Raw genomic sequence first — 19,630 nt, 5'->3', positions numbered from 1 at the left:
GTGCTGACGAAGGGCGAGAAGCCTGTTTCTCCAAGCGATGCCCCATCCCCGGCTCGGGGATACCGCATCCCCGGGAGCCGACCCCCGGACCCCGGCCGTGAGCCGCACCGCTCACTTCTCGAAGCGATACCCCATCCCCGGCTCAGTGATGAAGTGCTTCGGGTGGGAGGGATCCGCCTCCAGCTTCCGCCGCAACTGCGCCATGTACACGCGCAGATAGTTCGTCTCCGTCCCGTACGACGGCCCCCACACCTCCTGGAGCAGCTGCTTCTGCCCGACCAGGCGGCCGCTGTTGCGCACGAGGACCTCCAGCAGGTGCCACTCGGTGGGGGTCAGCCGTACGTCCTTGCCGACGCGGTTGACCTTCTTCGCGGCCAGGTCGACGGTGAACTCGCCGGTGTCGACGATCACGTCGCCCTCACCGCCGCCGGGTTCGGCCCGGCGTACGGCGGCCCGCAGCCGGGCCAGCAGCTCGTCCATGCCGAACGGCTTGGTGACGTAGTCGTCGGCACCCGCGTCCAGCGCCTCGACCTTCTCGTCGGAGGTGTGCCGGGCGGACAGCACCAGGATCGGCACCCGGGTCCAGCCGCGCAGGCCCCTGATCACCTCGACGCCGTCCATGTCGGGCAGCCCGAGGTCGAGGACGACCACGTCGGGATGGCGGGCGGCGGCGAGCCGGAGGGCGGTGGCCCCGTCGTGGGCCGCGTCGACCTCGTACGTGCGTGCCTTGAGGTTGATCACGAGGGCGCGCACGATCTGCGGCTCGTCGTCGACCACGAGGACGCGGGTCATGAGGCCTGCCTTTCCGGTTCTGCCGCGGGGTGGAGCTCCGGGCGGGTTCCGGCCACGCGGAGCGTGAGGACCATGGTGAGCCCGCCGCCGGGGGTGTCCTCGGCGTTCAGGGTGCCGCCCATGGCCTCGGCGAAGCCGCGCGCCACCGCGAGTCCCAGACCCACGCCCGCGCCGCGCGGTGCGTCGCCGTGGCGCTGGAAAGGCTCGAAGATGCGCTCCTTGGCCTCGTCGGGGACACCGGGCCCCCGGTCGACGACCCGCACCTCGACCCGGTCGGCGAGCGCGCTGGCGGCGACCATCACGGGCGCTCCGGGCGGACTGTACTTGACGGCGTTCTCGACGAGGTTGGCCATCGCCCGCTCCAGCAGCCCGGGGTCCACGGCGACCATGGGCAGGGTCTCGGGCACGTCCAGGCCGGCGCTGCCCTCGGGCACACCGCCGAGCGCCATCGGCACCACCTCGTCGAGGTCGATCTCGCGGAACAGCGGGGTGACGGTGCCGGTCTGGAGCCGGGACATGTCGAGCAGGTTGCCGACGAGGTGGTCGAGCCGGTCGGCGCCCTCCTCGATGCCCTCCAGCAGCTCGGCGCGGTCCTCCTCGGACCACTCGACGTCCTCGGAGCGCAGGGAGGTCACCGCGGCCTTGATCCCGGCGAGGGGGGTCCGCAGGTCATGGCTGACGGCGGCCAGGAGCGCCGTGCGGATGCGGTTGCCCTCGGCGAGCGTGCGGGCCCGGCCGGCCTCCTCGCGGAGCCGGCGGCGGTCCAGGACGACGGCGGCCTGGGCGGCGAAGGCGGCCAGCACCCGGCGGTCCTCGGCGGGCAGCACGCGGCCGGTCAGCGCCAGGGCCATGTGGTCGCCGACGGGCATGTCCACGTCCGCCTGGTCGGGCCGCTCGACGGGACGCCCCTGACCGACGCGGCCGGCGCAGGTCCACGGCTCGACGTCGCCCGCCCGTTCCAGCAGGGCCGCGGACTCCATGCCGAAGGTCTCCCGGACCCGCTCCAGCAGGTCCTCCAGGCCGGTCTCGCCGCGCAGCACGTTGCCGGCGAGGAAGGACAGGATCTCGGACTCGGCCCGCAGCCGGGCCGCCTGATGCGTACGGCGAGCGGCGAGATCGACCACGGAGGCCACCGCCACGCCGACCGCCACGAAGGTCACGATGGCGACGATGTTCCTCGGGTCGGCGATGGTCCACCGGTGCAGGGGCGGTGTGTAGAAGTAGTTCAGCAGCAGGGAGCCCACCGCCGCCGACGCCAGGGCGGGCAGCAGTCCGCCGAGCAGGGCCGCCGCCACCGTCAGCGCCAGGAACAGCAGCATGTCGTTGGCGAGGCCGAGGTCGACGGCGTTGAGCAGCGCCGCGAGGAGCGGCGGGCCGGCGACACCGGCGATCCAGCCCCACACCCGCCGGGACCGCCCGAGCCGCGCGCCCCGGGCCACCGGCAGCCCGCGGCCCTTGGCGACCTCGTCGTGGGTGACGATGTGCACGTCGAGGTCGGGCCCGGACTCCCGGGCGACCGTCGCGCCGACGCCGGGCCCGAAGACGTACTGCCAGGTCTTGCGGCGCGAGGAGCCCAGCACGATCTGGGTGGCGTTCACACCGCGGGCGAAGGCGAGCAGCGCGGCCGGTATGTCGTCGCCGATGACATGGTGGAACGTTCCGCCAAGATCTTCGACCAGGGTGCGCTGCAGGGCCAGCTCCTTGGGCGAGGCCGAGGTCAGCCCGTCGCTGCGGGCTATGTAGACGGCCAGCACCTCGCCGCCGGCGCCCTTCTCGGCCAGCCGGGCTCCCCGGCGGATGAGCGTGCGGCCCTCGGGCCCACCGGTCAGACCGACCACGATCCGCTCGCGCGAGCCCCAGATCCGCGACACCCGGTGCTCGCTGCGGTACTGGGTGAGGTAGGCGTCGACCCGGTCGGCCACCCACAGCAGCGCCAGCTCGCGCAGGGCGGTCAGGTTGCCCGGGCGGAAGTAGTTCGACAGGGCGGCGTCGACCTTGTCGGGCTGGTAGATGTTGCCGTGCGCCATCCGCCGCCGCAGCGCCTCCGGCGTCATGTCGACCAGCTCGACCTGGTCGGCCCGGCGTACCACCTCGTCCGGCACGGTCTCCTGCTGCCGCACGCCGGTGATCGACTCGACGACGTCGCCGAGGGATTCCAGGTGCTGGATGTTGACGGTCGAGACCACGTCGATCCCGGCGGCGAGCAGTTCCTCCACGTCCTGCCAGCGCTTGGCGTTGCGGGAGCCGGGGATGTTCGTGTGGGCGAGTTCGTCCACGAGGGCGACCTGGGGACGGCGGGCCAGGACGGCGTCGAGGTCCATCTCGGGGAAGACCCCGCCCCGGTACTCCAGCTCCCTGCGCGGCACCTGCTCCAGGCCGTGCAGCAGCACCTCGGTGCGGGGCCGGCCGTGGTGCTCGACGAAGGCCACCACGCAGTCGGTGCCCCGCTCGACACGGCGGTGCGCCTCGGACAGCATCGCGTACGTCTTGCCGACGCCCGGTGCCGCGCCGAGGTGGATCCGAAGCTTGCCGCGTGCCATGGCCCCATTGTCTTCCGGTGGTCTGCCGACTGCGCAGCGTCGACCCTACGGCCCAAGAGCGCGCCATACGGGTGCCGGGCACGGCTCCGGGGCGCACTTTGACGCAACTCTGACGCGGCCGGTCCGCTGGTGGACCGGGCACCGGGGTCCCCGCCCGGCGCCCGGCCGGTCAGGGGGTCACGCGGGGTTGTCGCCGTGGGTGAGGGTCTCCCAGGCGACGAAGAGGTTGTTGCTGCCCGCGGGGCGGCCTCGCTGGGTCAGGGTCGCGGTGTTGGTCATGGCGTGCCCGAGACGGTTGGCGAGGGCGTTGTGCCCGACCTCGGACACCGGCCCGAGCCCGAGCTTCAGGGAGCCGCCGCAAAGCCAGCCCTCGGCACCGGCGCCGAGCTGGTACCTGGCGTGGAAGCCGAGCCCGTGCCGCAGCCGCTCGCCCACGTCGGTGCCGTAGAGGTCCTGCCCCTGGATGCGGCTGGTCTCGGCGACGTGCGAGACGGCCGAGAGGCCGTAGCCGGTGTGCGTGAAGTCGCGGCAGGTCTCCTGGCTGAGTCCGTCGACGAAGGCCGTCTGCCCCTGCCAGTACTTGACGATCTTCTCCCGGGTGTTCAGGTTCTGGCTCGGCACGGTCCTCGGCAGCGCGCCGTCGGACTCCAGGTACACGTAGGCGGCCGTGCGCGTGCGGAACTTCGCCATGGCCTTGTCGTACGACGCCTTGTCCTCCAGGAAGACGGAGATGCCGACGGCGGCCTCCATCATCGACAGCTCCCAGTTCCCGTTGGAGTTCGAGCCGTTGATGATCTCGGGCAGGTAGACGGTGCGGAGCATGGTGGCGAAGCGGCCGGAGCCCGCCCAGCTCCCGGTGTACGTGTACTTGATGATCTCGGCGGCCCTGGGCCAGGAGGAGCCGGCCCAGCCGGTCTGCAGGGGCGCGTTGCTGTGGGTGTGGTCCCTGATCACGGCGGACCAGGCGTCCATCAGCTCGATCGCCTTGCGGGCGTGCCGTTCGTCGCGGGTGAGGTACCAGGCGAGCGCGTGGGTGTACGCGGCGATCGCGTCCTCGCGTTCGTCGGTGCAGCCGTGGTTGGGGTTGGAGTACGAACCGCACTCGACGACCGCCCGGGGCCTGGGCGTGCGGTTCAGGTCGGCGTACTTGCCCGCCATCATCTGGTCGAAGGCGCCCTTCCAGGGCTGGGCACCGGCGTCGACCTTGGACCGGGTGAAGTCCAGCTGGCCCTTGGAGACGGTGACGCCGGGGTGGACGAAGGTACCGGGGGCGCTGGGAGCGGCGTCGGCGGGCCGGGTGAGGGCACCGGCGACGAGGGCGGCCGAGACAGCGAGGAGGGCGGTTCTGCGCATGCGTGGGGGCCTTCCGTTCCTCTATATGAACGTGAAGCGCCTTTATGAACAGGCGCGCTGAACGGAGACGGTAGGTACAGACCAATGCACCGTCAAGGTTCCGCGCACGAGAAAGGGCCGCACCGTGGGGTGCGGCCCTGGTGTCTCTACGGGGTCAGCGGACCTCGGTGATCTCCGGTCCGCGCTGGAGCTGGCCCATTCCGCCGGCGAACCGGGAGCCCTCCTCCTCCTGCTGGACGCCCTCGGGGACCATCTGGGCGTCGTCCGGCAGCTTCAGGACGATCGGGTCACGGGGCGCCATCGGGCCCTCGCCGCGGACCACGACCGTGTCCCGGAAGATCTGCTCGAGCAGCCCGGCGGCCTGCGGCTGCACCGCGCCCTGGCCCGAGATGACCCCGCGCAGGAACCAGCGGGGGCCGTCCACGCCGACGAACCGCACGACCTGGAAGCCGCCGGTGCCGTCCGGCAGCTGTACGGGCACCTGGGCGCGCAGCTCCCAGCCCAGCGGCCCCTCGACCTCGTCGACGATGCCGCCCTGCTGGGTGATGCCGGTGCCGATCTCCTCGCGCACCTCGCCCCAGATGCCCTCGCGCTTGGGCGCTGCGAAGCCCTGCAGCTGGATGGCGCTGTCGCGCAGCACGACCGTGGCCGCCACGATCGCGTCGCCCGCGACCTCGACCCTGAGCTCCATGCCGTCGACGCCCGGCACGAACAGACCGCCCAGGTCCACCCGGCCTTCGCTCGGGTCACGGACCTCGGAGCTGTCCCAGGGCCCGTCGGGGCGCGGCGCCGGCTCGAGCCTCAGGCGCTCGCCCTCGCCGCCCGCCTCACTGTCGACACCGTCGACGACCTGCTCGGCCTCGCCGGCCGCGTCCTCGGCGGCATCCCTCTTCTTGCGACGTCCGAACACGTCACTGTCCTTCCCGGTCGGATACGACCGAAGCGTATCGATTCCCACCCGTCCGACCGCCCACGGCGGCCTGACCGCTTGTGCCGCTCCTGCCGTCCACCGCGGCATGGCCTCCGGTGGACCCGAAGCCCCCCTCGGCCCGCGCGGAGCCGGGAAGTTCCGCGACCTCCTGGAAGCGGACCCTCTCGACCTGCTGGACTACCAGTTGGGCAATCCGGTCGAAGCGCTCGAACCGCACGGCCTCGCGCGGGTCGAGATTCACCACGATCACCTTGATCTCCCCACGGTACCCGGCATCAACCGTCCCCGGGGCATTCACCAGGGCGACGCCGCAGCGGGCGGCCAGACCGGATCGCGGGTGCACGAAGGCCGCGTACCCCTCCGGCAGCGCCACAGACACTCCCGTGGGCAGCACGGCCCGCTCGCCCGGGGCCAGTTCGCACGCCTCCGTGGTCCGCAGATCGGCCCCCGCGTCACCGGGCTGCGCGTACGACGGCAGCGGTACGTCCGGATCGACGCGCCGGATCAGCACGTCCAGCGGCCGCCGGCTCACGGGGCTCGCGGGAGTGGTGGGGCTCACGGGGCTGCTGGGGCTGTCGGGCCGCACAGGACGTGCCGCGCTCACGGGTTCACCTCGAAGGCACGCGCGCGCCGGACCTGGTCCGGGTCGTTCATGGCCGCCTGGATCTCCTCCTGGCGGCCGTGGTCGACGAAGTGGTCGACCTTCACCTCGATGAAGAGCGCCTCCGCGCGCACGGCGACGGGTCCGTCGGGGCCGCCGACGCGTCCGGTCGCGGTGGAGTAGATCTTCCTTCCGGCCACCGCCGTCACCTCCGCCTCCAGGTGCAGCGTGGTACCGACGGGCACGGGCCGTACGAAGTCGGTCTCCAGCCGCCCGGTCACCGCGATCGTGCGCAGCAACCAGTTCAGCGAGCCGAGGGTCTCGTCCAGGGCGGAGGCGAGCACGCCACCGTGGGCGAGGCCCGGAGCGCCCTGGTGGGCGGGCTGGACGGTGAACTCGGCGGTCAGCGACACGCCCTCACCGGCCCGGGCCTCCAGGTGCAGTCCGTGCGGCTGGTCGCCGCCACAGCCGAAACACGCGCCGTAGTGCGCGCCGAGGAGCTCACCGGGCGCGGGCGCGTCCGGGTGCCGCACCGGCTGCACGGCGTCGGCCGGAGGCTGAAGAGCTGCGGAAGTACCACTCACAGCCGCAGACCTTACCCGCGCGTCGGCCCCTTCCGGACACCGTGCCAAGCTTGGCCCCATGCAGCTCTCCGCCGCCCCGTACGAAGAACGCCTCACCGCCCCGCGGACCTGGTGGCTGATCTCGTTCCTCGTGGGCGTCTCCATGGCCCTGATCCTGCTGCCGTTCGGCACACTGCCGATGCTCGGCGGCCTGGCCGGGGGCACCGCGGTCGCGGCCGTCGCCGCGAGCTCGTACGGATCGGTCCGCATCCGCGTGGTCGGCGACTCCCTGATCGCGGGAGAGGCGAAGATCCCGCTGGCGGCGCTGGGCGAGATGGAGGTGCTGGACCCCGAGGAGACCCGCGCCTGGCGCACCTACAAGGCCGACCCGCGCGCCTTCCTCCTGCTGCGCGCGTACATCCCCACGGCCCTGCGCGTGGTGGTCACGGACCCGCAGGACCCGACTCCGTACCTGTATCTGTCCACGCGCGAGCCGGAGCGCCTGGCGGAGGCGCTGCGGACGGCGAAGCAGGCGTAGCACACCTGCGCGGGGCGTCACCCGGCCGCCGTCCGACGGCCGGTCTCAGCGCCCCTCGTCGTGCTGGTGGCCGTGTCCGCCGTCGCGCCGGTGGCCCTCGTGGCGGCCCAGGGGGTCGTTGGTGATCTCGCCCATCTCCAGGACGTCCGCCGGACGTTCCAGGGCGGGGAGCGCCTCCACGGCCTCCCAGGACACCTGGATCTTGCGCAGGTCCCGGCGGATCCGGCCGGCGAGCTTTCTCGTCTCGCCGCGGTTCATGACCGCCCCCACGGCGGCGCCCACCAGGAACGGCATCAGGTTCGGCATGCTGCGGACCATTCGCTTCATGATCCGCTGCCGCAGTTCGCGCTTCATACGGCTGTTGAGCGCCGCGCTGAACGTCGACGGCTTGGACGCGTCGATCCCGCGTTCCCCCGACCACGAGTCGAGGTACGCGGTGCTGCGCTGTTTGAGATTGCCGGGCGGCCGTACGCCGTAGACCTCGTGGAGTTCGGCGATCAGCTTCAGCTCGATCATCGCGACGCCGGTGACCTCGGCGGCCAGTTCCGTCGGCATCGCCGGGGGCACGGGGAGCATCGCGGCCGCGCCGATACCCGCTCCGACCGTCGCCGTCGCGTTCGCGGCGCCCGCCACGAGCTTGTCCGCGAGCTCCTCGGGCCCGAGGCCCGGGAACTGCCTGCGCAGTGTCGCCAGGTCCCGCACGGGGACGCGCGGGGCCAGTTCGATGATCCGGTCGGCGAGGTAGGCGAGTCCGGCCCGGGCCCGGTCGCCGCCCTTGCGGGCGCCTTCCCTGGCCCGCTCCCGGATCGCCCCCGCCCGCCGTCTCGCGACGGGTGCGGGGACGTCCACCGACGCCGGGAGGTCACCCCGGTCCGCTGCCGGTTCGAGCGAGGCCGCCCCCGTACCGGATGAGCCTCGCTCGTCGTCACGCGCGCCGTACTGCGGGCCGTCCTTCGGCCCTTCGTCCGCTTTCCGCTTGGAGAAGCGGCGCTTCCAGGGAGGGGTCGAGCCAGTCACGGCCGACCCGTCCTCAGTCGCAGTCGCGGCAGATCGGCTGACCGTTCTTCTCCCGGGCCAGCTGGCTGCGGTGGTGCACCAGGAAGCAGCTCATGCACGTGAACTCGTCCTGCTGCTTCGGGAGCACCCGGACTGCCAGTTCCTCGTTCGAGAGATCGGCTCCGGGCAGCTCGAGGCCCTCTGCGGCCTCGAACTCGTCGACGTCCACGGCGGAGGCCGACTTGTCGTTCCTCCGAGCCTTCAGCTCTTCGAGACTGTCCGAGTCGACGTCGTCGTCGGTCTTGCGTGGAGTGTCGTAATCGGTTGCCATGGTCGCTCTCCCCCTCTGGGTGTCTGCGGTGTCTCCAGCGCACGTAACGCGTGAGAGGCCGGACTTGTGCCCGACCTGAGGCGGAGATTTTGCCTCACATCAAGGTCTGTTACTCAATCGACACCCAACCGGACCCCTCATGAGTGATCGGCTTGGATGGCGATGGGGACCGTACACGGTCCGAATGCCGCACGCCAAAGGCGTCTCACCGTGTACTTCCCGTGATCAAGACCCCCGAAAACCGGGATTTTCCCGGCTTTCCGACAACGGGCATGATCACGGAGAGTAGATGACCGGAAAGGCGTCCCTGTGATCGATCACACACGGTGCACGCACGGTAAAGCCTCAGAAATTCCGCGCAAAGCGAACATCCCCGTGTGCCGCCGAGTTGATCGGCGACATGATCTCAGATCGGCAGCGAGACTCGCATGACGAGTCCACCCCCCTCACGCGGCTGAGCGTAGATGTGCCCACCGTGCGCCCGGGCCACGGACCGGACGATGGACAGCCCGAGCCCGACGCCCTTGTCGCTGCCCGTCCGCTCCGTGCGCAGCCGCCGGAACGGCTCGAAGAGGTTGTCGATCTCGTACGCCGGCACGACCGGGCCCGTGTTGGAGACGACGAGGACCGCCTGGCCGTGCTGGACGTCGGTGGTGACCTCGACCCAGCCGCCCTCCGCCACGTTGTAGCGCACGGCGTTCTGCACCAGGTTGAGCGCGATCCGCTCCAGCAGCACGCCGTTGCCCTGGACGACCGCGGACTTCTGCTCGCCGCGGATGGTCACGCCCTTGCCCTCGGCCTCGGCGTGCACCTGGTCGATGGCCTGCGAGGCGACCTCGGCGAGATCCACCGGCCCCCGCTCGACGATCTGGTTGTCGCTGCGGGCGAGCAGCAGCAGGCCCTCCACGAGCTGCTCGCTGCGCTCGTTGGTGGCCAGCAGCGTCTTGCCGAGCTGCTGGAGCTCCATCGGCGCCTTCGGATCGGACAGGTGCACCTCGAGGAGCGTGCGGTTGATCGCCAGCGGCGTTCTCAGCTCGTGCGAGGCGTTGCCGACGAAGCGCTGCTGGGCGGTGAAGGCGCGCTGGAGCCGCTCCAGCATGTCGTCGAAGGTGTCCGCCAGCTCCTTCAGCTCGTCGTCCGGGCCGTCCAGCTCGATCCGGCGGGACAGGTCGGAGCCCGCCACCGCGCGGGCTGTGCGGGTGATCCGGCCCAGCGGGGAGAGCACCCGCCCGGCCATGGCATAGCCGAAGGCGAAGGCGATGACCGCCAGGCCCAGCAGGGCCAGGAGCGAGCGGCTGAGCAGATTGTCCAGGGCGTTCCGGCGCTGCTCGTTGACGCATGCGTTCATGGCGTCGTTGAACTCGCTGGGCGAGGCCTGCCCGGGCAGATTGCAGATGTCGCTGGTGACCTTGCCCTCGACGATCTTGAACGGCAGCTCGCTGCCCACGTTCAGGGCCTGCGCGGCCAGCAGGTAGATGATCGACAGCAGCAGAATGCCGGCGATCAGGAACATGCCGCCGTAGAGCAGCGTGAGCCTTATGCGGATGGTGGGGCGCAGCCACGGGAAGGGCGGCACGGGCCTTCTGGGGTCCCAGGTGGGCTTGGGGGGCGCCTGCGGAGGCGCGGGAGACGCTGCCACGGGGTATCAGATCCGGTAGCCGGAGCCGGGGACGGTGACGATGACGGGCGGCTCGCCCAGCTTGCGCCGCAGCGTCATGACCGTCACGCGCACGACGTTCGTGAACGGATCGGTGTTCTCGTCCCAGGCCTTCTCCAGGAGCTGCTCCGCGGAGACCACGGCGCCCTCGCTGCGCATCAGCACCTCCAGGACCGCGAACTCCTTGGGAGCGAGCTGGACCTCCTTGCCGTCGCGGAAGACCTCGCGGCGGTTGGGGTCGAGCTTGATCCCGGCGCGCTCCAGGACGGGCGGCAGGGGCACGCTGGTGCGCCGGCCGAGGGCGCGCACCCGCGCGATGAGCTCACTGAACGCGAACGGCTTGGGCAGGTAGTCGTCGGCGCCGATCTCCAGTCCCTCGACCCGGTCGCTGACGTCGCCGGAGGCCGTCAGCATCAGCACGCGCGTGGGCATGCCGAGTTCGACGATCTTGCGGCAGACGTCGTCGCCGTGCACGAGCGGGAGGTCGCGGTCGAGGACGACCACGTCGTAGTCGTTGACGCCGATGCGCTCCAGGGCGGCCGCACCGTCGTACACGACGTCGACGGCCATGGCCTCCCGGCGCAGTCCGGTGGCCACCGCATCGGCGAGCAGTTGCTCGTCCTCGACGACGAGTACGCGCACGTTCCTGGTCCTTCCTCATGTCCGCCCGCGTAGCCCGTCATCGGGCGCACGCGGGCAGGGGTCTTCGACGGTGCCTCGGTGTGTTGCCCTCCATCCTGCCCTTTTCGGCCATAAGTCGGAGGTAAGGCGGGTGGGAGGGCGGTGACCCGAGGGGGAATACGAGATTTTCTCCTCCGGTTAGGTTTCCACGGAGGGGAGCTGGGGGAGGACGGCTTTACATCCCACGATCACGCTCTGCTGGCGCCGCACCACCATGCGGTGCGCATCAATCCGCTTTTGCGCAGGGCGGGCGTGGATGTCCGGCACCGTCGCCGCCCGGCCGAGCGGCGCTGGGCATCCGCAGGCGGCGTGATCGTCCCTTCCGAACGGCACACCCCCGTGCCATCGACCCACGACCCAGGACGAGGGGGCGCAGCATGGACGCATTCACCGCAGGACTTCTGCAGCGCATAAGGGCGACCGAGTCCGATCTGTCCCGGGCTCGCGACGAGGGCGACGACTTCCTCGTCGACGTGGAGCAGGGCGAGCTCGACGACCTGCGCCGTCTCGCCGCCGAGCACGGTGTGGAGGTCGGCGCGACGAGCGTCTGATCAGGCTGTACGAGACGGGCCCCGGCGAATCCAGCGCCGGGGCCCGTCTCGTGGTCGCAGGGCGCGTCCACTCGGTGTTCAGCGGACCGCGGGCCGTCACCGGACGAGCCCCCGCGTTGATCAGTCGTGCCAGGCTCCGAAGTCCTCCAGGAGGCGCTGGAGGGGCTCGAAGACGCCGGGGCTACCCGCCACCGCCAGAGCGCCTGACGGGCGCTCTGCGGGGCGTCCACCGGTCAGCGCGCCCGCCTCCCGGGCGATCAGGTCCCCCGCCGCGAGATCCCAGGGGTGCAGGCCGCGCTCGTAGTAGCCGTCGAGGCGTCCCGCGGCCACGTCGCACAGGTCGACCGCGGCCGAGCCGCCGCGCCGGATGTCGCGCAGCAACGGGATCAGCCGCTGCGCCACATCGGCCTGGTGGGCGCGGACGTCGGCGACGTAGTTGAAGCCCGTGGAGACCAGCGCCTGGTCCAGGGGCGGCGCGGGGCGGCAGGCCAGCCTGCGCTCGCCGTCCCAGGCGCCGGTGGCCCAGGCCCCGCGGCCGCGCACGGCGTGGAACGTCTCGCCGCGCATCGGGGCCGTGACGACTCCGACGACGGTCTCGCCGTCCTGCTCGGCGGCGATGGAGACGGCCCAGGTGGGCAGCCCGTACAGGTAGTTCACCGTGCCGTCGAGCGGGTCGATCACCCAGCGGACGCCGCTGGTGCCCTCCGTGGCGGCGCCCTCCTCGCCGAGGACGCCGTCGTCCGGGCGGCGCTCGGCGATCAGGTCCGTGATCAGCTTCTCCGCCGCGATGTCCATCTCGGTGACGACGTCGATGGGGCTGGACTTGGTGGCGGCGACCGCGAGGTCGGCCGGGCGTCCGTCCCGCAGCAGCGCACCGGCGCGGCGCGCGGCCTCCTGGGCGAGTTCGAGCAGGTCCGTATGCAGGGAGTCGGTCACGGGGCTCCTCACGCGTAGGTGCTGTCGGCGCCCGCGGCGGCGGGCCGGGGGGCGCGGGCCGGGCAGCAGCCGACCGGGCAGAGGTCGTGGCTCGCCCCGAGGGCGCCCAGGGCGCACGGCGTGACGTCCTGCCCGCGCTCGGCGGCGGCGCGCTCCACGACGAGCTCGCGGATCGCGGCGGCGAACCTCGGATCGGCGCCGACGGTGGCCGAGCGCCGCATCGGCAGCCCGAGCTCCTCGGCCCTGGCCCTGGCCTCCGTGTCGAGGTCGTAGAGGACCTCCATGTGGTCGGAGACGAAGCCGATGGGGGCGATGACGACGGCCGGGACGCCGGCCGCGTGCCGCTCGTCGAGGTGGTCGCAGATGTCGGGCTCCAGCCACGGGATGTGCGGGGCACCGGAGCGGGACTGGTAGACGAGCTGCCAGGGGTGGTCCACGCCCGTGCGCTCCCGGACTGCGTCGGCGATCTGCTGCGCCACGTCCAGGTGCTGTTTCACGTACGCGCCGCCGTCGCCGTGCTCCTCGACGGGGCCGGAGGTGTCGGCGGAGGCCGTCGGGATCGAGTGCGTCGAGAAGGCGAGGTGAGCCCCGTCCCGCACGTCCACGGGAAGCTCGGCGAGGGACTGGAGCACCCCGTCGATCATGGGCTCCAGGAAGCCCGGGTGATTGAAGTAGTGCCGCAGCTTGTCGACCTTCGGCGGCTCCAGGCCCTCGGCCGCCAGGGCCGCGAGCGCGTCGGCGAGGTTCTCGCGGTACTGGCGGCAGCCCGAGTACGAGGCGTAGGCGCTGGTGGCGAGGACCAGGACGCGGCGGCGGCCGTCGCGGACCATCTCGCGCAGCGTGTCCGTCAGGTACGGCGCCCAGTTGCGGTTTCCCCAGTAGACCGGCAGGTCCAGGCCGTGCTCGGCGAAGTCCTTGCGCAGGGCGTCCAGCAGGGCGCGGTTCTGGTCGTTGATCGGGCTGACCCCGCCGAACAGGAAGTAGTGCTGCCCGACTTCCTTCAGTCGTTCCTTGGGGATGCCGCGCCCGCGCGTCACGTTCTCCAGGAACGGGACCACGTCGTCCGGGCCTTCCGGGCCGCCGAACGAGAGCAGGAGCAGGGCGTCGTAGGGGCTGACATCGCGCGCGTCTGGCATGAGTCGATCCTGCCACCCTGCACTGACAGCCGGGAAACGGCGGGGTGGCACCCGTGCGGCAGGCGGATCCGGGACTGGGCCGAACGGGTGCGGCCCGGGCCTCCAGGCGTAAGCTGTCTGGTCTGCCTTCGCTGCTTACCGAGCCCTTCGGAGACCCCGTTGCCCAGCCCCTACCGCGCCCTGTTCGCAGCCCCCGGCTCCAAGGGTTTCTCCGCTGCGGGCTTCCTCGGTCGCATCCCGGTCTCCATGATGGGCATCGGCGTGGTCACGATGATCTCCCAGGTCACCGGGAGGTACGGCCTGGCCGGCGCCCTGTCGGCCGTCATCGCGCTGTCCGCCGCGGCGGCCGGACCGCAGGTCTCGCGGCTGGTCGACCAGTACGGGCAGCGGCGCGTGCTGCGTCCGGCGACGTTGGTCTCGCTGACCGCGGCGGCCGTCCTTCTGTGTGCGGCGCACTACGGGTGGCCCGACTGGATGCTGTTCGTGGCGTGCGCGGGCATCGGCTGCGTCCCGAGCGTCGGCGCGATGATCCGGGCCCGCTGGGCGGCCCTGTACCGGGGGACGCCGCAGCTGCACACCGCGTACTCCTTCGAGTCCGTGATGGACGAGGTGTGCTTCGTCTTCGGGCCGATCATCTCCATCGGCCTGTCCACGGCCTGGTTTCCGGAGGCCGGTCCGCTGCTCGCCGCCTGTTTCCTGGCGGTCGGCGTCTTCTGGCTGACCGCGCAGCGCGCCACCGAGCCCGAACCCCACCCGCGCGAGCGGCGGGGCGGCGGTACGGCGATGCGCTCGCGGGGCCTTCAGGTCCTGGTGGCCACCTTCGTGGCGACCGGGGCGATCTTCGGGGCGGTCGACGTGGTCACCGTGGCCTTCGCCGACGAGGAGGGGCACAAGGCCGCCGCGAGCATCGTCCTCGCGGTGTACGCGGCGGGTTCCTGTGTGGCGGGCATGATCTTCGGGTTGCTGCACTTCGCCGGGGCGCCGGAACGCAGGTGGCTGCTGGGCGTGTGTGCCATGGCCGTGAGTATGATCCCCCTCCTACTGGTCGGAAACTTGCCGTTTCTGGCCGTGGCGCTGTTCGTTGCGGGTCTGTCCATCGCTCCTACGATGATCACGACGATGTCCCTCATCGAAGAGCACGTACCACGCGCGCAGCTCACCGAGGGCATGACCTGGGTGAGCACCGGGCTCGCGGCGGGTGTCGCACTCGGCTCCTCCGCGGCCGGCTGGGTGATCGACGCGGCCGGGGCGCGTGCCGGGTACGGGGTTCCGGCCGTGGCCGGAGCCGTCGCGGTCGCGGTGGGTTTCCTCGGGTTCCGCCGGCTCAAGCGACCGGCACCGGGTCGGGGAGGCTCCGTTGAGCAGCACAGCGAACGGAAAGAACGGCACGTGGCGTAACTGGGGTGGCAACGTCTCGGCACGTCCCGCGCGAGAGGTCACCCCTGCCTCCGTCGAGGAGCTGGCCGCCGCCGTGCGGCGGGCCGCCGAGGACGGGCTGAAGGTGAAGGCCGTCGGCGCCGGGCACTCTTTCACGTCCATAGCCGCGACGGACGGTGTGTTGATCCGTCCTCAACTGTTGACCGGCATACGCAACATTGATCGCGAGAACATGACGGTCACGGTGGAGGCCGGCACCCCGCTCAAAAGGCTCAACATGGCCCTCGCACGCGAAGGCCTGTCGCTCACGAACATGGGCGACATCATGGAGCAGACGGTCTCCGGGGCCACCAGTACCGGCACGCACGGCACGGGCCGCGACTCCGGCTCGATCGCCGCCCAGATCAAGGGCCTGGAGCTGGTCACCGCCGACGGCACGGTCCTCAGCTGCTCCGAGAAGGGCACCGACGAAGAACGCGCGGTCTTCGCCGCCGCCCGCGTCGGCCTCGGCGCCCTGGGCATCGTCACCGCGATCACCTTCGCCGTCGAGCCGGTCTTCCTGCTCACGGCCCGCGAGGAGCCGATGCCGTTGGACAAGGTCCTCTCCGACTTCGAGGAACTCTGGGCCGAGAACGAGCACTTCGAGTTCTACTGGTTCCCGCACACCGGCAGCACCAACACCAAGCGCAACAACCGCAGCGCGGGTCCGGAGAAGCCCGTGCCGCAGCTCCAGAGCTGGTTCGAGGACGAGTTCCTCTCGAACGGCGTCTTCCAGGTGGCCAACTGGGTCGGCCGCGCGGTGCCCGCCACGATCCCCGCGATCGCCCAGATCTCCAGCAAGGCCCTGTCCGCACGGACCTACACGGACATCCCTTACAAGGTCTTCACGTCCCCGCGCCGGGTGCGCTTCGTGGAGATGGAGTACGCCGTTCCACGCGCGGCCGTCGTCGACGCGCTGCGCGAGCTGAAGGCGATGGTCGACCGCTCCGGACTCAGGGTCAGCTTCCCCGTCGAGGTGCGCACCGCCCCCGCCGACGACATCATGCTGTCCACCGCCTCCGGCCGGGACAGCGCGTACATCGCCGTCCACATGTTCCAGGGCACGCCCTACCAGCGGTACTTCACCGCGGCCGAGCGCATCCTCACCGCCCACGAGGGCCGTCCGCACTGGGGCAAAGTCCACACGCGGGACGCCGAGTACTTCTCCCGGGTGTATCCGCGCTTCGACGAGTTCACGGCGCTGCGGGATCGTCTCGATCCGGATCGGCGATTCCAGAACGACTACTTGCGGAAGGTTCTGGGGGCGTAGGCGACGCACTGGGGGTGGTGTTCCCGGCGTCCTCGCTCCCCGTGGCGCTCGGGGTGGGAGTCGGGGTGGGGGCCGGGCTGAGGGTCGTACCGCCGCTCTCGCCGGTGGAGGGAGAGGCGGTCCCACCCTGCGGTGCGCCGGTGCCGGACGGGTCGGCCGTAGGGCCGTCGGGGGTGCCGGGGGCGTCGGAGCCGGACGTCCCGGAGGTGCCCGGGCCGCCCGGATCGGACTCCGGTGAGGAAGCGCCGCCGCCGGAGAAGGCGCCACCGACCGTCGTGCTGTGGCCGCCGCTGAGGTTGTGGCCCGAAGCCAGCTCGTAGGTGGTGATTCCGGCCATCGTCACGCCGAAGACGACGGCCGCCGCGAGCACCGGCCGCTTCCGGCTTCCGGCCCGCGCGCGGTACACGGTGCCCCGGGTGAACTCACCGGGCATCGAAGGGGCTTGCTCGGCGGACCCGGCCGCCGGCCGGGCGGCCACCGCCGTCGCGTCCCGGATCTGCTCGCCGGTGCGCTTGAGGAAGTGCTGGAAGAGGGTGCCGCCGCAGGTGGCGACCACACTGACGACGCCGGCACCGAGGATCGTGCCGTACACCCCGAACCAGGAAGCCAGTTTGGCCGCCAGGACGGCCGCCACGGCACCGCCTGCGACCTGCGGCACGTTCAGGTCGATCCGCTTGGGCTTACCCGTCCCGGGTTCGCTCGACTCGTCGACACCATCGGACCTTTCGCCCATCCCCGGATCTTGCCTGCCTTTCCCATACACGGTCGTTCAACTGCACAAGAAGGGGACGTGCGACCGAAACCCGTGGTTCCGATTCTGGTGATTACGTGAAGTTCCCCACGTTCAAGATCGCGGAACGGGGGCAGGGGGCGGCCAAGTCCCACCCCTCGCCAGAAGTTGGACGGCGCGCCAATCCACGCACGTGGCCCAAATGGAGTACTGTGGCGAGCCCTGGGTCCGGTCTCCCGTCAGGGTGTACAGGGCCTTTAAGGACCGCCGGGAGGGGGCTAGTTGCACAGGGTGACAGTGTTCGTCACTTAGCGTTGCGAATAGGTAACCGTGCCATAACGGCGATCCTGGGCCCGCGCCCGACACGCCGGGCAACTCGGCAAGGTTGTGGCAGGCTGCACCCGGGCAGGCCACACTCGACTAGCGGAAGCAGCGACGCACGTGACGTCGGCAGGCACCACCCGGGAGGTCCCCATGCCCGAACTGCGTGTCGTGGCCGTCTCGAATGACGGCACACGGCTGGTGCTGAAGGCTGCCGATTCTACGGAGTACACGCTTCCGATCGACGAACGCCTGCGCGCCGCCGTGCGCGGCGACCGTCCCCGTCTCGGCCAGATCGAGATCGAGGTCGAAAGCCACCTCCGCCCCCGCGACATCCAGGCGCGTATACGTGCAGGCGCGACCGCGGAAGAGGTCGCGCAGATGGCCGGCATCCCCGTCGACCGGGTGCGCCGCTTCGAGGGTCCCGTGCTCGCCGAGCGTGCCTTCATGGCCGAGCGGGCCCGCAAGACCCCGGTCCGCCGCCCCGGCGAGAACTCCGGGCCGCCGCTGGGCGAGGCGGTGCAGGAGCGGCTGCTGGTGCGCGGCGCCGACAAGGACACCGTCCAGTGGGACTCATGGCGGCGCGACGACGGCACGTGGGAGGTCCTGCTCGTCTACCGCGTCGCGAGTGAGCCGCACTCGGCGAGCTGGACGTACGACCCGCCCCGGCGGCTCGTCCAGGCCGTCGACGACGAGGCCCGCTCCCTGATCGGCGAGTCCGACGACCTGGCCGCTCCCGAGCCCAGCTTCCCGTTCGTCCCCCGGATCGCCCGGCTGCCGCGCGACAGACCGCTGGACCGCCCCGAGCGCGAGCGGCCCAGCCTGCCCGCGCAGGCGTCCGAACCGGACGAGGAGACCGCGGGCGAGCGCGACTCGCTGACCAGCCTGCTCGAAGCGGTGCCGAGCTTCCGCGGCGACCTGGTGGTTCCGGAACTCCCTCCGGCGGAACCCGAGGAGGAGCCCGTCGTCGCCGAAGTGGAAGAGGAGGAACCTCCGGCTCCTGCGGCCTCGGCCGGTTCCGCCTACGCGGACGTCCTCATGCCGCGATCCGTGGGCAGCCACCGCGACCGGCTCATCGGTGCCACCGACCGCCAGGCCGAGGCGGACGGCGTACGACCGGGCCGCAGGGCGGCCGTCCCGAGCTGGGACGAGATCGTGTTCGGGACGCGGCGCAAGAAGCAGGAGTAACCGAGCCGGCTCACGAACGACGAGGGCCGCGCCCCCACGGCGCGCGGCCCTGTCTTCGTGTCAGGTCACTGCGGGTCCGGACCGACGGCGACCGGCCGGCCCGGGTCGGAGGACCACTCCGACCACGACCCCACGTACAACTCGGCCGGAATACCGGCGGCCGCCAGCGCCAGGACCTCGTGGGCGGCGGAGACCCCCGACCCGCAGTACACGCCGACCCGTGCCCCCTCGGCCACGCCAAGTCCCTCGAACCTCGCCCGCAGTTCACCGGCGGGAAGGAAGCGCCCGTCGGCCCCCACGTTCTGAGTGGTGGGCGCCGACACCGCGCCCGGAATGTGCCCGGCCACCGGGTCGATCGGCTCCACCTCGCCCCGGTACCGCTCCCCCGCCCGCGCGTCCAGCAGCACACCGGACCGCGCCAGAGCCGCGGCGGCATCCGCGTCGAGCAACCCCGTCGCCCCCGGCTCGGGCACGAAGTCGCCCTCCGTCGGAGCCGGCACGGACTTCTCCAACGGCCCCTCCCAGGACGGCAACCCGCCGTCGAGGACCCGCACGTCCGGGTGACCCGTCCAGCGCAGCAGCCACCAGGCCCGGGCCGCCGCCCACCCCTGGCCGCCGTCGTAGACGACCACCGGCGTCCCGGCCGACACGCCCGCCCGGCGCATCGCTGCACCGAAGCGCGCGAGGTCGGGCAGCGGATGCCGGCCACCCTTGCCCGGCGCGGAGGCCAACTCCCGGTCCAGGTCGACGTAGACGGCCCCGGGGAGGTGCCCTGTCTCGTACTCGGCCCGGCCGTCGAACGGCGGCTCGCCGGCCGCCTTGGCCGCGGTGAGCTGCCAGCGGACGTCGAGCAGGACCGGCGGGTGGGCGCCCGTGAGGTCCCTCGCGAGGTCGGATGCGGAGATGATGGCGTTCATGGTCCCCATCCTCGCGCACGGGGGTGGCCGAGCCGTCCGTGTCCGGCTACTCTGCTCGGCCGGAGCGGATCGATCACGCCGCGTACGGGAACAAGCACATGCTGTACAGCTGAACGACACGGGACGAGAAGCGTGCCGCGAGGGACAGGGGCCCGCACATCGGGCATTCTCCCGGGCAGGGG

The 19,630-nt window shown here is 71.6% G+C and carries 19 protein-coding genes; 5 read left to right on the top strand and 14 right to left on the bottom strand.

From position 1 onward, the window contains the following. Nucleotides 1-111: 111 nt before the first annotated feature. From CEB94_RS30280 to CEB94_RS30255, 6 genes are all read right to left on the bottom strand, one after another. Nucleotides 112-792 (bottom strand): response regulator, encoded by a 681-nt coding sequence (locus tag CEB94_RS30280; protein ID WP_175435193.1) that lies wholly within the window; start codon nucleotides 790-792, stop codon nucleotides 112-114. Next, a complete protein-coding gene (locus CEB94_RS30275) occupies nucleotides 789-3,332 on the bottom strand; it encodes a sensor histidine kinase (RefSeq protein ID WP_175435192.1) in 2,544 nt (847 codons plus the stop codon). Before CEB94_RS30275 ends, CEB94_RS30280 begins: the two co-directional genes overlap by 4 nt. 177 nt (nucleotides 3,333-3,509) lie before the next feature. After that, nucleotides 3,510-4,685: an alginate lyase family protein gene (locus CEB94_RS30270; protein WP_175435191.1), complete on the bottom strand. Its 1,176-nt coding sequence runs from the start codon at nucleotides 4,683-4,685 to the stop codon at nucleotides 3,510-3,512. Nucleotides 4,686-4,839: 154 nt separating this feature from the next. After that, a complete protein-coding gene (locus CEB94_RS30265; protein ID WP_175435190.1) occupies nucleotides 4,840-5,595 on the bottom strand; it encodes a DUF3710 domain-containing protein in 756 nt (251 codons plus the stop codon). A gap of 1 nt (nucleotide 5,596) precedes the next feature. Beyond that, a complete protein-coding gene (gene dut / locus CEB94_RS30260) occupies nucleotides 5,597-6,133 on the bottom strand; it encodes a dUTP diphosphatase (protein ID WP_175437217.1) in 537 nt (178 codons plus the stop codon). Nucleotides 6,134-6,216: 83 nt separating this feature from the next. Then, a complete protein-coding gene (locus tag CEB94_RS30255) occupies nucleotides 6,217-6,801 on the bottom strand; it encodes a PaaI family thioesterase (protein ID WP_175435189.1) in 585 nt (194 codons plus the stop codon). A gap of 58 nt (nucleotides 6,802-6,859) precedes the next feature. On the opposite strand from CEB94_RS30255, the gene CEB94_RS30250 reads away from it, so the two are divergent. Continuing rightward, the gene (locus CEB94_RS30250; protein ID WP_175435188.1) at nucleotides 6,860-7,318 is read left to right on the top strand and encodes a DUF3093 domain-containing protein; all 459 of its coding nucleotides are present in this window, start codon (nucleotides 6,860-6,862) and stop codon (nucleotides 7,316-7,318) included. Between the two features lie 45 nt (nucleotides 7,319-7,363). Here the strand turns inward: CEB94_RS30250 and CEB94_RS30245 are convergent, their stop codons facing one another. From CEB94_RS30245 to CEB94_RS30230, 4 genes are all read right to left on the bottom strand, one after another. Then, nucleotides 7,364-8,335: a hypothetical protein gene (locus CEB94_RS30245; RefSeq protein ID WP_175435187.1), complete on the bottom strand. Its 972-nt coding sequence runs from the start codon at nucleotides 8,333-8,335 to the stop codon at nucleotides 7,364-7,366. 13 nt (nucleotides 8,336-8,348) lie between these two features. Then, entirely contained in the window at nucleotides 8,349-8,645 is a 297-nt protein-coding gene (locus tag CEB94_RS30240; RefSeq protein ID WP_003993510.1) for a DUF4193 domain-containing protein, read from the bottom strand. Between the two features lie 406 nt (nucleotides 8,646-9,051). Continuing rightward, the gene (locus tag CEB94_RS30235; protein ID WP_175435186.1) at nucleotides 9,052-10,284 is read right to left on the bottom strand and encodes a sensor histidine kinase; all 1,233 of its coding nucleotides are present in this window, start codon (nucleotides 10,282-10,284) and stop codon (nucleotides 9,052-9,054) included. 6 nt (nucleotides 10,285-10,290) lie between these two features. Next, nucleotides 10,291-10,944 (bottom strand): response regulator transcription factor, encoded by a 654-nt coding sequence (locus CEB94_RS30230; RefSeq protein WP_003993508.1) that lies wholly within the window; start codon nucleotides 10,942-10,944, stop codon nucleotides 10,291-10,293. 416 nt (nucleotides 10,945-11,360) lie between these two features. On the opposite strand from CEB94_RS30230, the gene CEB94_RS30225 reads away from it, so the two are divergent. Beyond that, complete coding sequence (locus tag CEB94_RS30225) at nucleotides 11,361-11,534, top strand: hypothetical protein (protein ID WP_167345885.1); 174 nt, start codon at nucleotides 11,361-11,363, stop codon at nucleotides 11,532-11,534. A 120-nt stretch (nucleotides 11,535-11,654) separates the two neighbouring features. Here CEB94_RS30225 and CEB94_RS30220 read toward each other — a convergent pair whose 3' ends face one another. Beyond that, nucleotides 11,655-12,470, bottom strand: a complete 816-nt coding sequence (locus CEB94_RS30220; RefSeq protein ID WP_175435185.1) for an inositol monophosphatase family protein — start codon at nucleotides 12,468-12,470, stop codon at nucleotides 11,655-11,657. An 8-nt stretch (nucleotides 12,471-12,478) separates the two neighbouring features. Beyond that, nucleotides 12,479-13,606, bottom strand: coding sequence for a ferrochelatase (locus CEB94_RS30215; RefSeq protein WP_175435184.1), 1,128 nt, complete (start codon nucleotides 13,604-13,606; stop codon nucleotides 12,479-12,481). Nucleotides 13,607-13,765: 159 nt separating this feature from the next. Here CEB94_RS30215 and CEB94_RS30210 point away from each other — a divergent pair, with 159 nt between their 5' ends. After that, the gene (locus CEB94_RS30210; protein ID WP_175435183.1) at nucleotides 13,766-15,004 is read left to right on the top strand and encodes an MFS transporter; all 1,239 of its coding nucleotides are present in this window, start codon (nucleotides 13,766-13,768) and stop codon (nucleotides 15,002-15,004) included. Then, the gene (locus CEB94_RS30205) at nucleotides 14,964-16,292 is read left to right on the top strand and encodes a D-arabinono-1,4-lactone oxidase (RefSeq protein ID WP_175435182.1); all 1,329 of its coding nucleotides are present in this window, start codon (nucleotides 14,964-14,966) and stop codon (nucleotides 16,290-16,292) included. The genes CEB94_RS30210 and CEB94_RS30205 overlap by 41 nt, the downstream gene beginning before the upstream one ends. Here CEB94_RS30205 and CEB94_RS30200 read toward each other — a convergent pair. Then, nucleotides 16,216-17,025, bottom strand: a complete 810-nt coding sequence (locus CEB94_RS30200; RefSeq protein ID WP_175435181.1) for a hypothetical protein — start codon at nucleotides 17,023-17,025, stop codon at nucleotides 16,216-16,218. The genes CEB94_RS30205 and CEB94_RS30200 overlap by 77 nt on opposite strands. Nucleotides 17,026-17,496: 471 nt before the next feature. On the opposite strand from CEB94_RS30200, the gene sepH reads away from it, so the two are divergent. Next, nucleotides 17,497-18,531, top strand: a complete 1,035-nt coding sequence (gene sepH, locus CEB94_RS30195; RefSeq protein ID WP_175435180.1) for a septation protein SepH — start codon at nucleotides 17,497-17,499, stop codon at nucleotides 18,529-18,531. 65 nt (nucleotides 18,532-18,596) lie between these two features. On the opposite strand, the gene CEB94_RS30190 is transcribed toward sepH, so the two are convergent. Next, a complete protein-coding gene (locus CEB94_RS30190; protein WP_175435179.1) occupies nucleotides 18,597-19,448 on the bottom strand; it encodes a sulfurtransferase in 852 nt (283 codons plus the stop codon). Nucleotides 19,449-19,630 lie beyond the last annotated feature (182 nt).

The sequence above is a fragment of the Streptomyces hawaiiensis genome (assembly GCF_004803895.1).
Classification (GTDB): domain Bacteria; phylum Actinomycetota; class Actinomycetes; order Streptomycetales; family Streptomycetaceae; genus Streptomyces; species Streptomyces hawaiiensis.
This window is presented reverse-complemented; position numbering and strand designations above follow the sequence as displayed.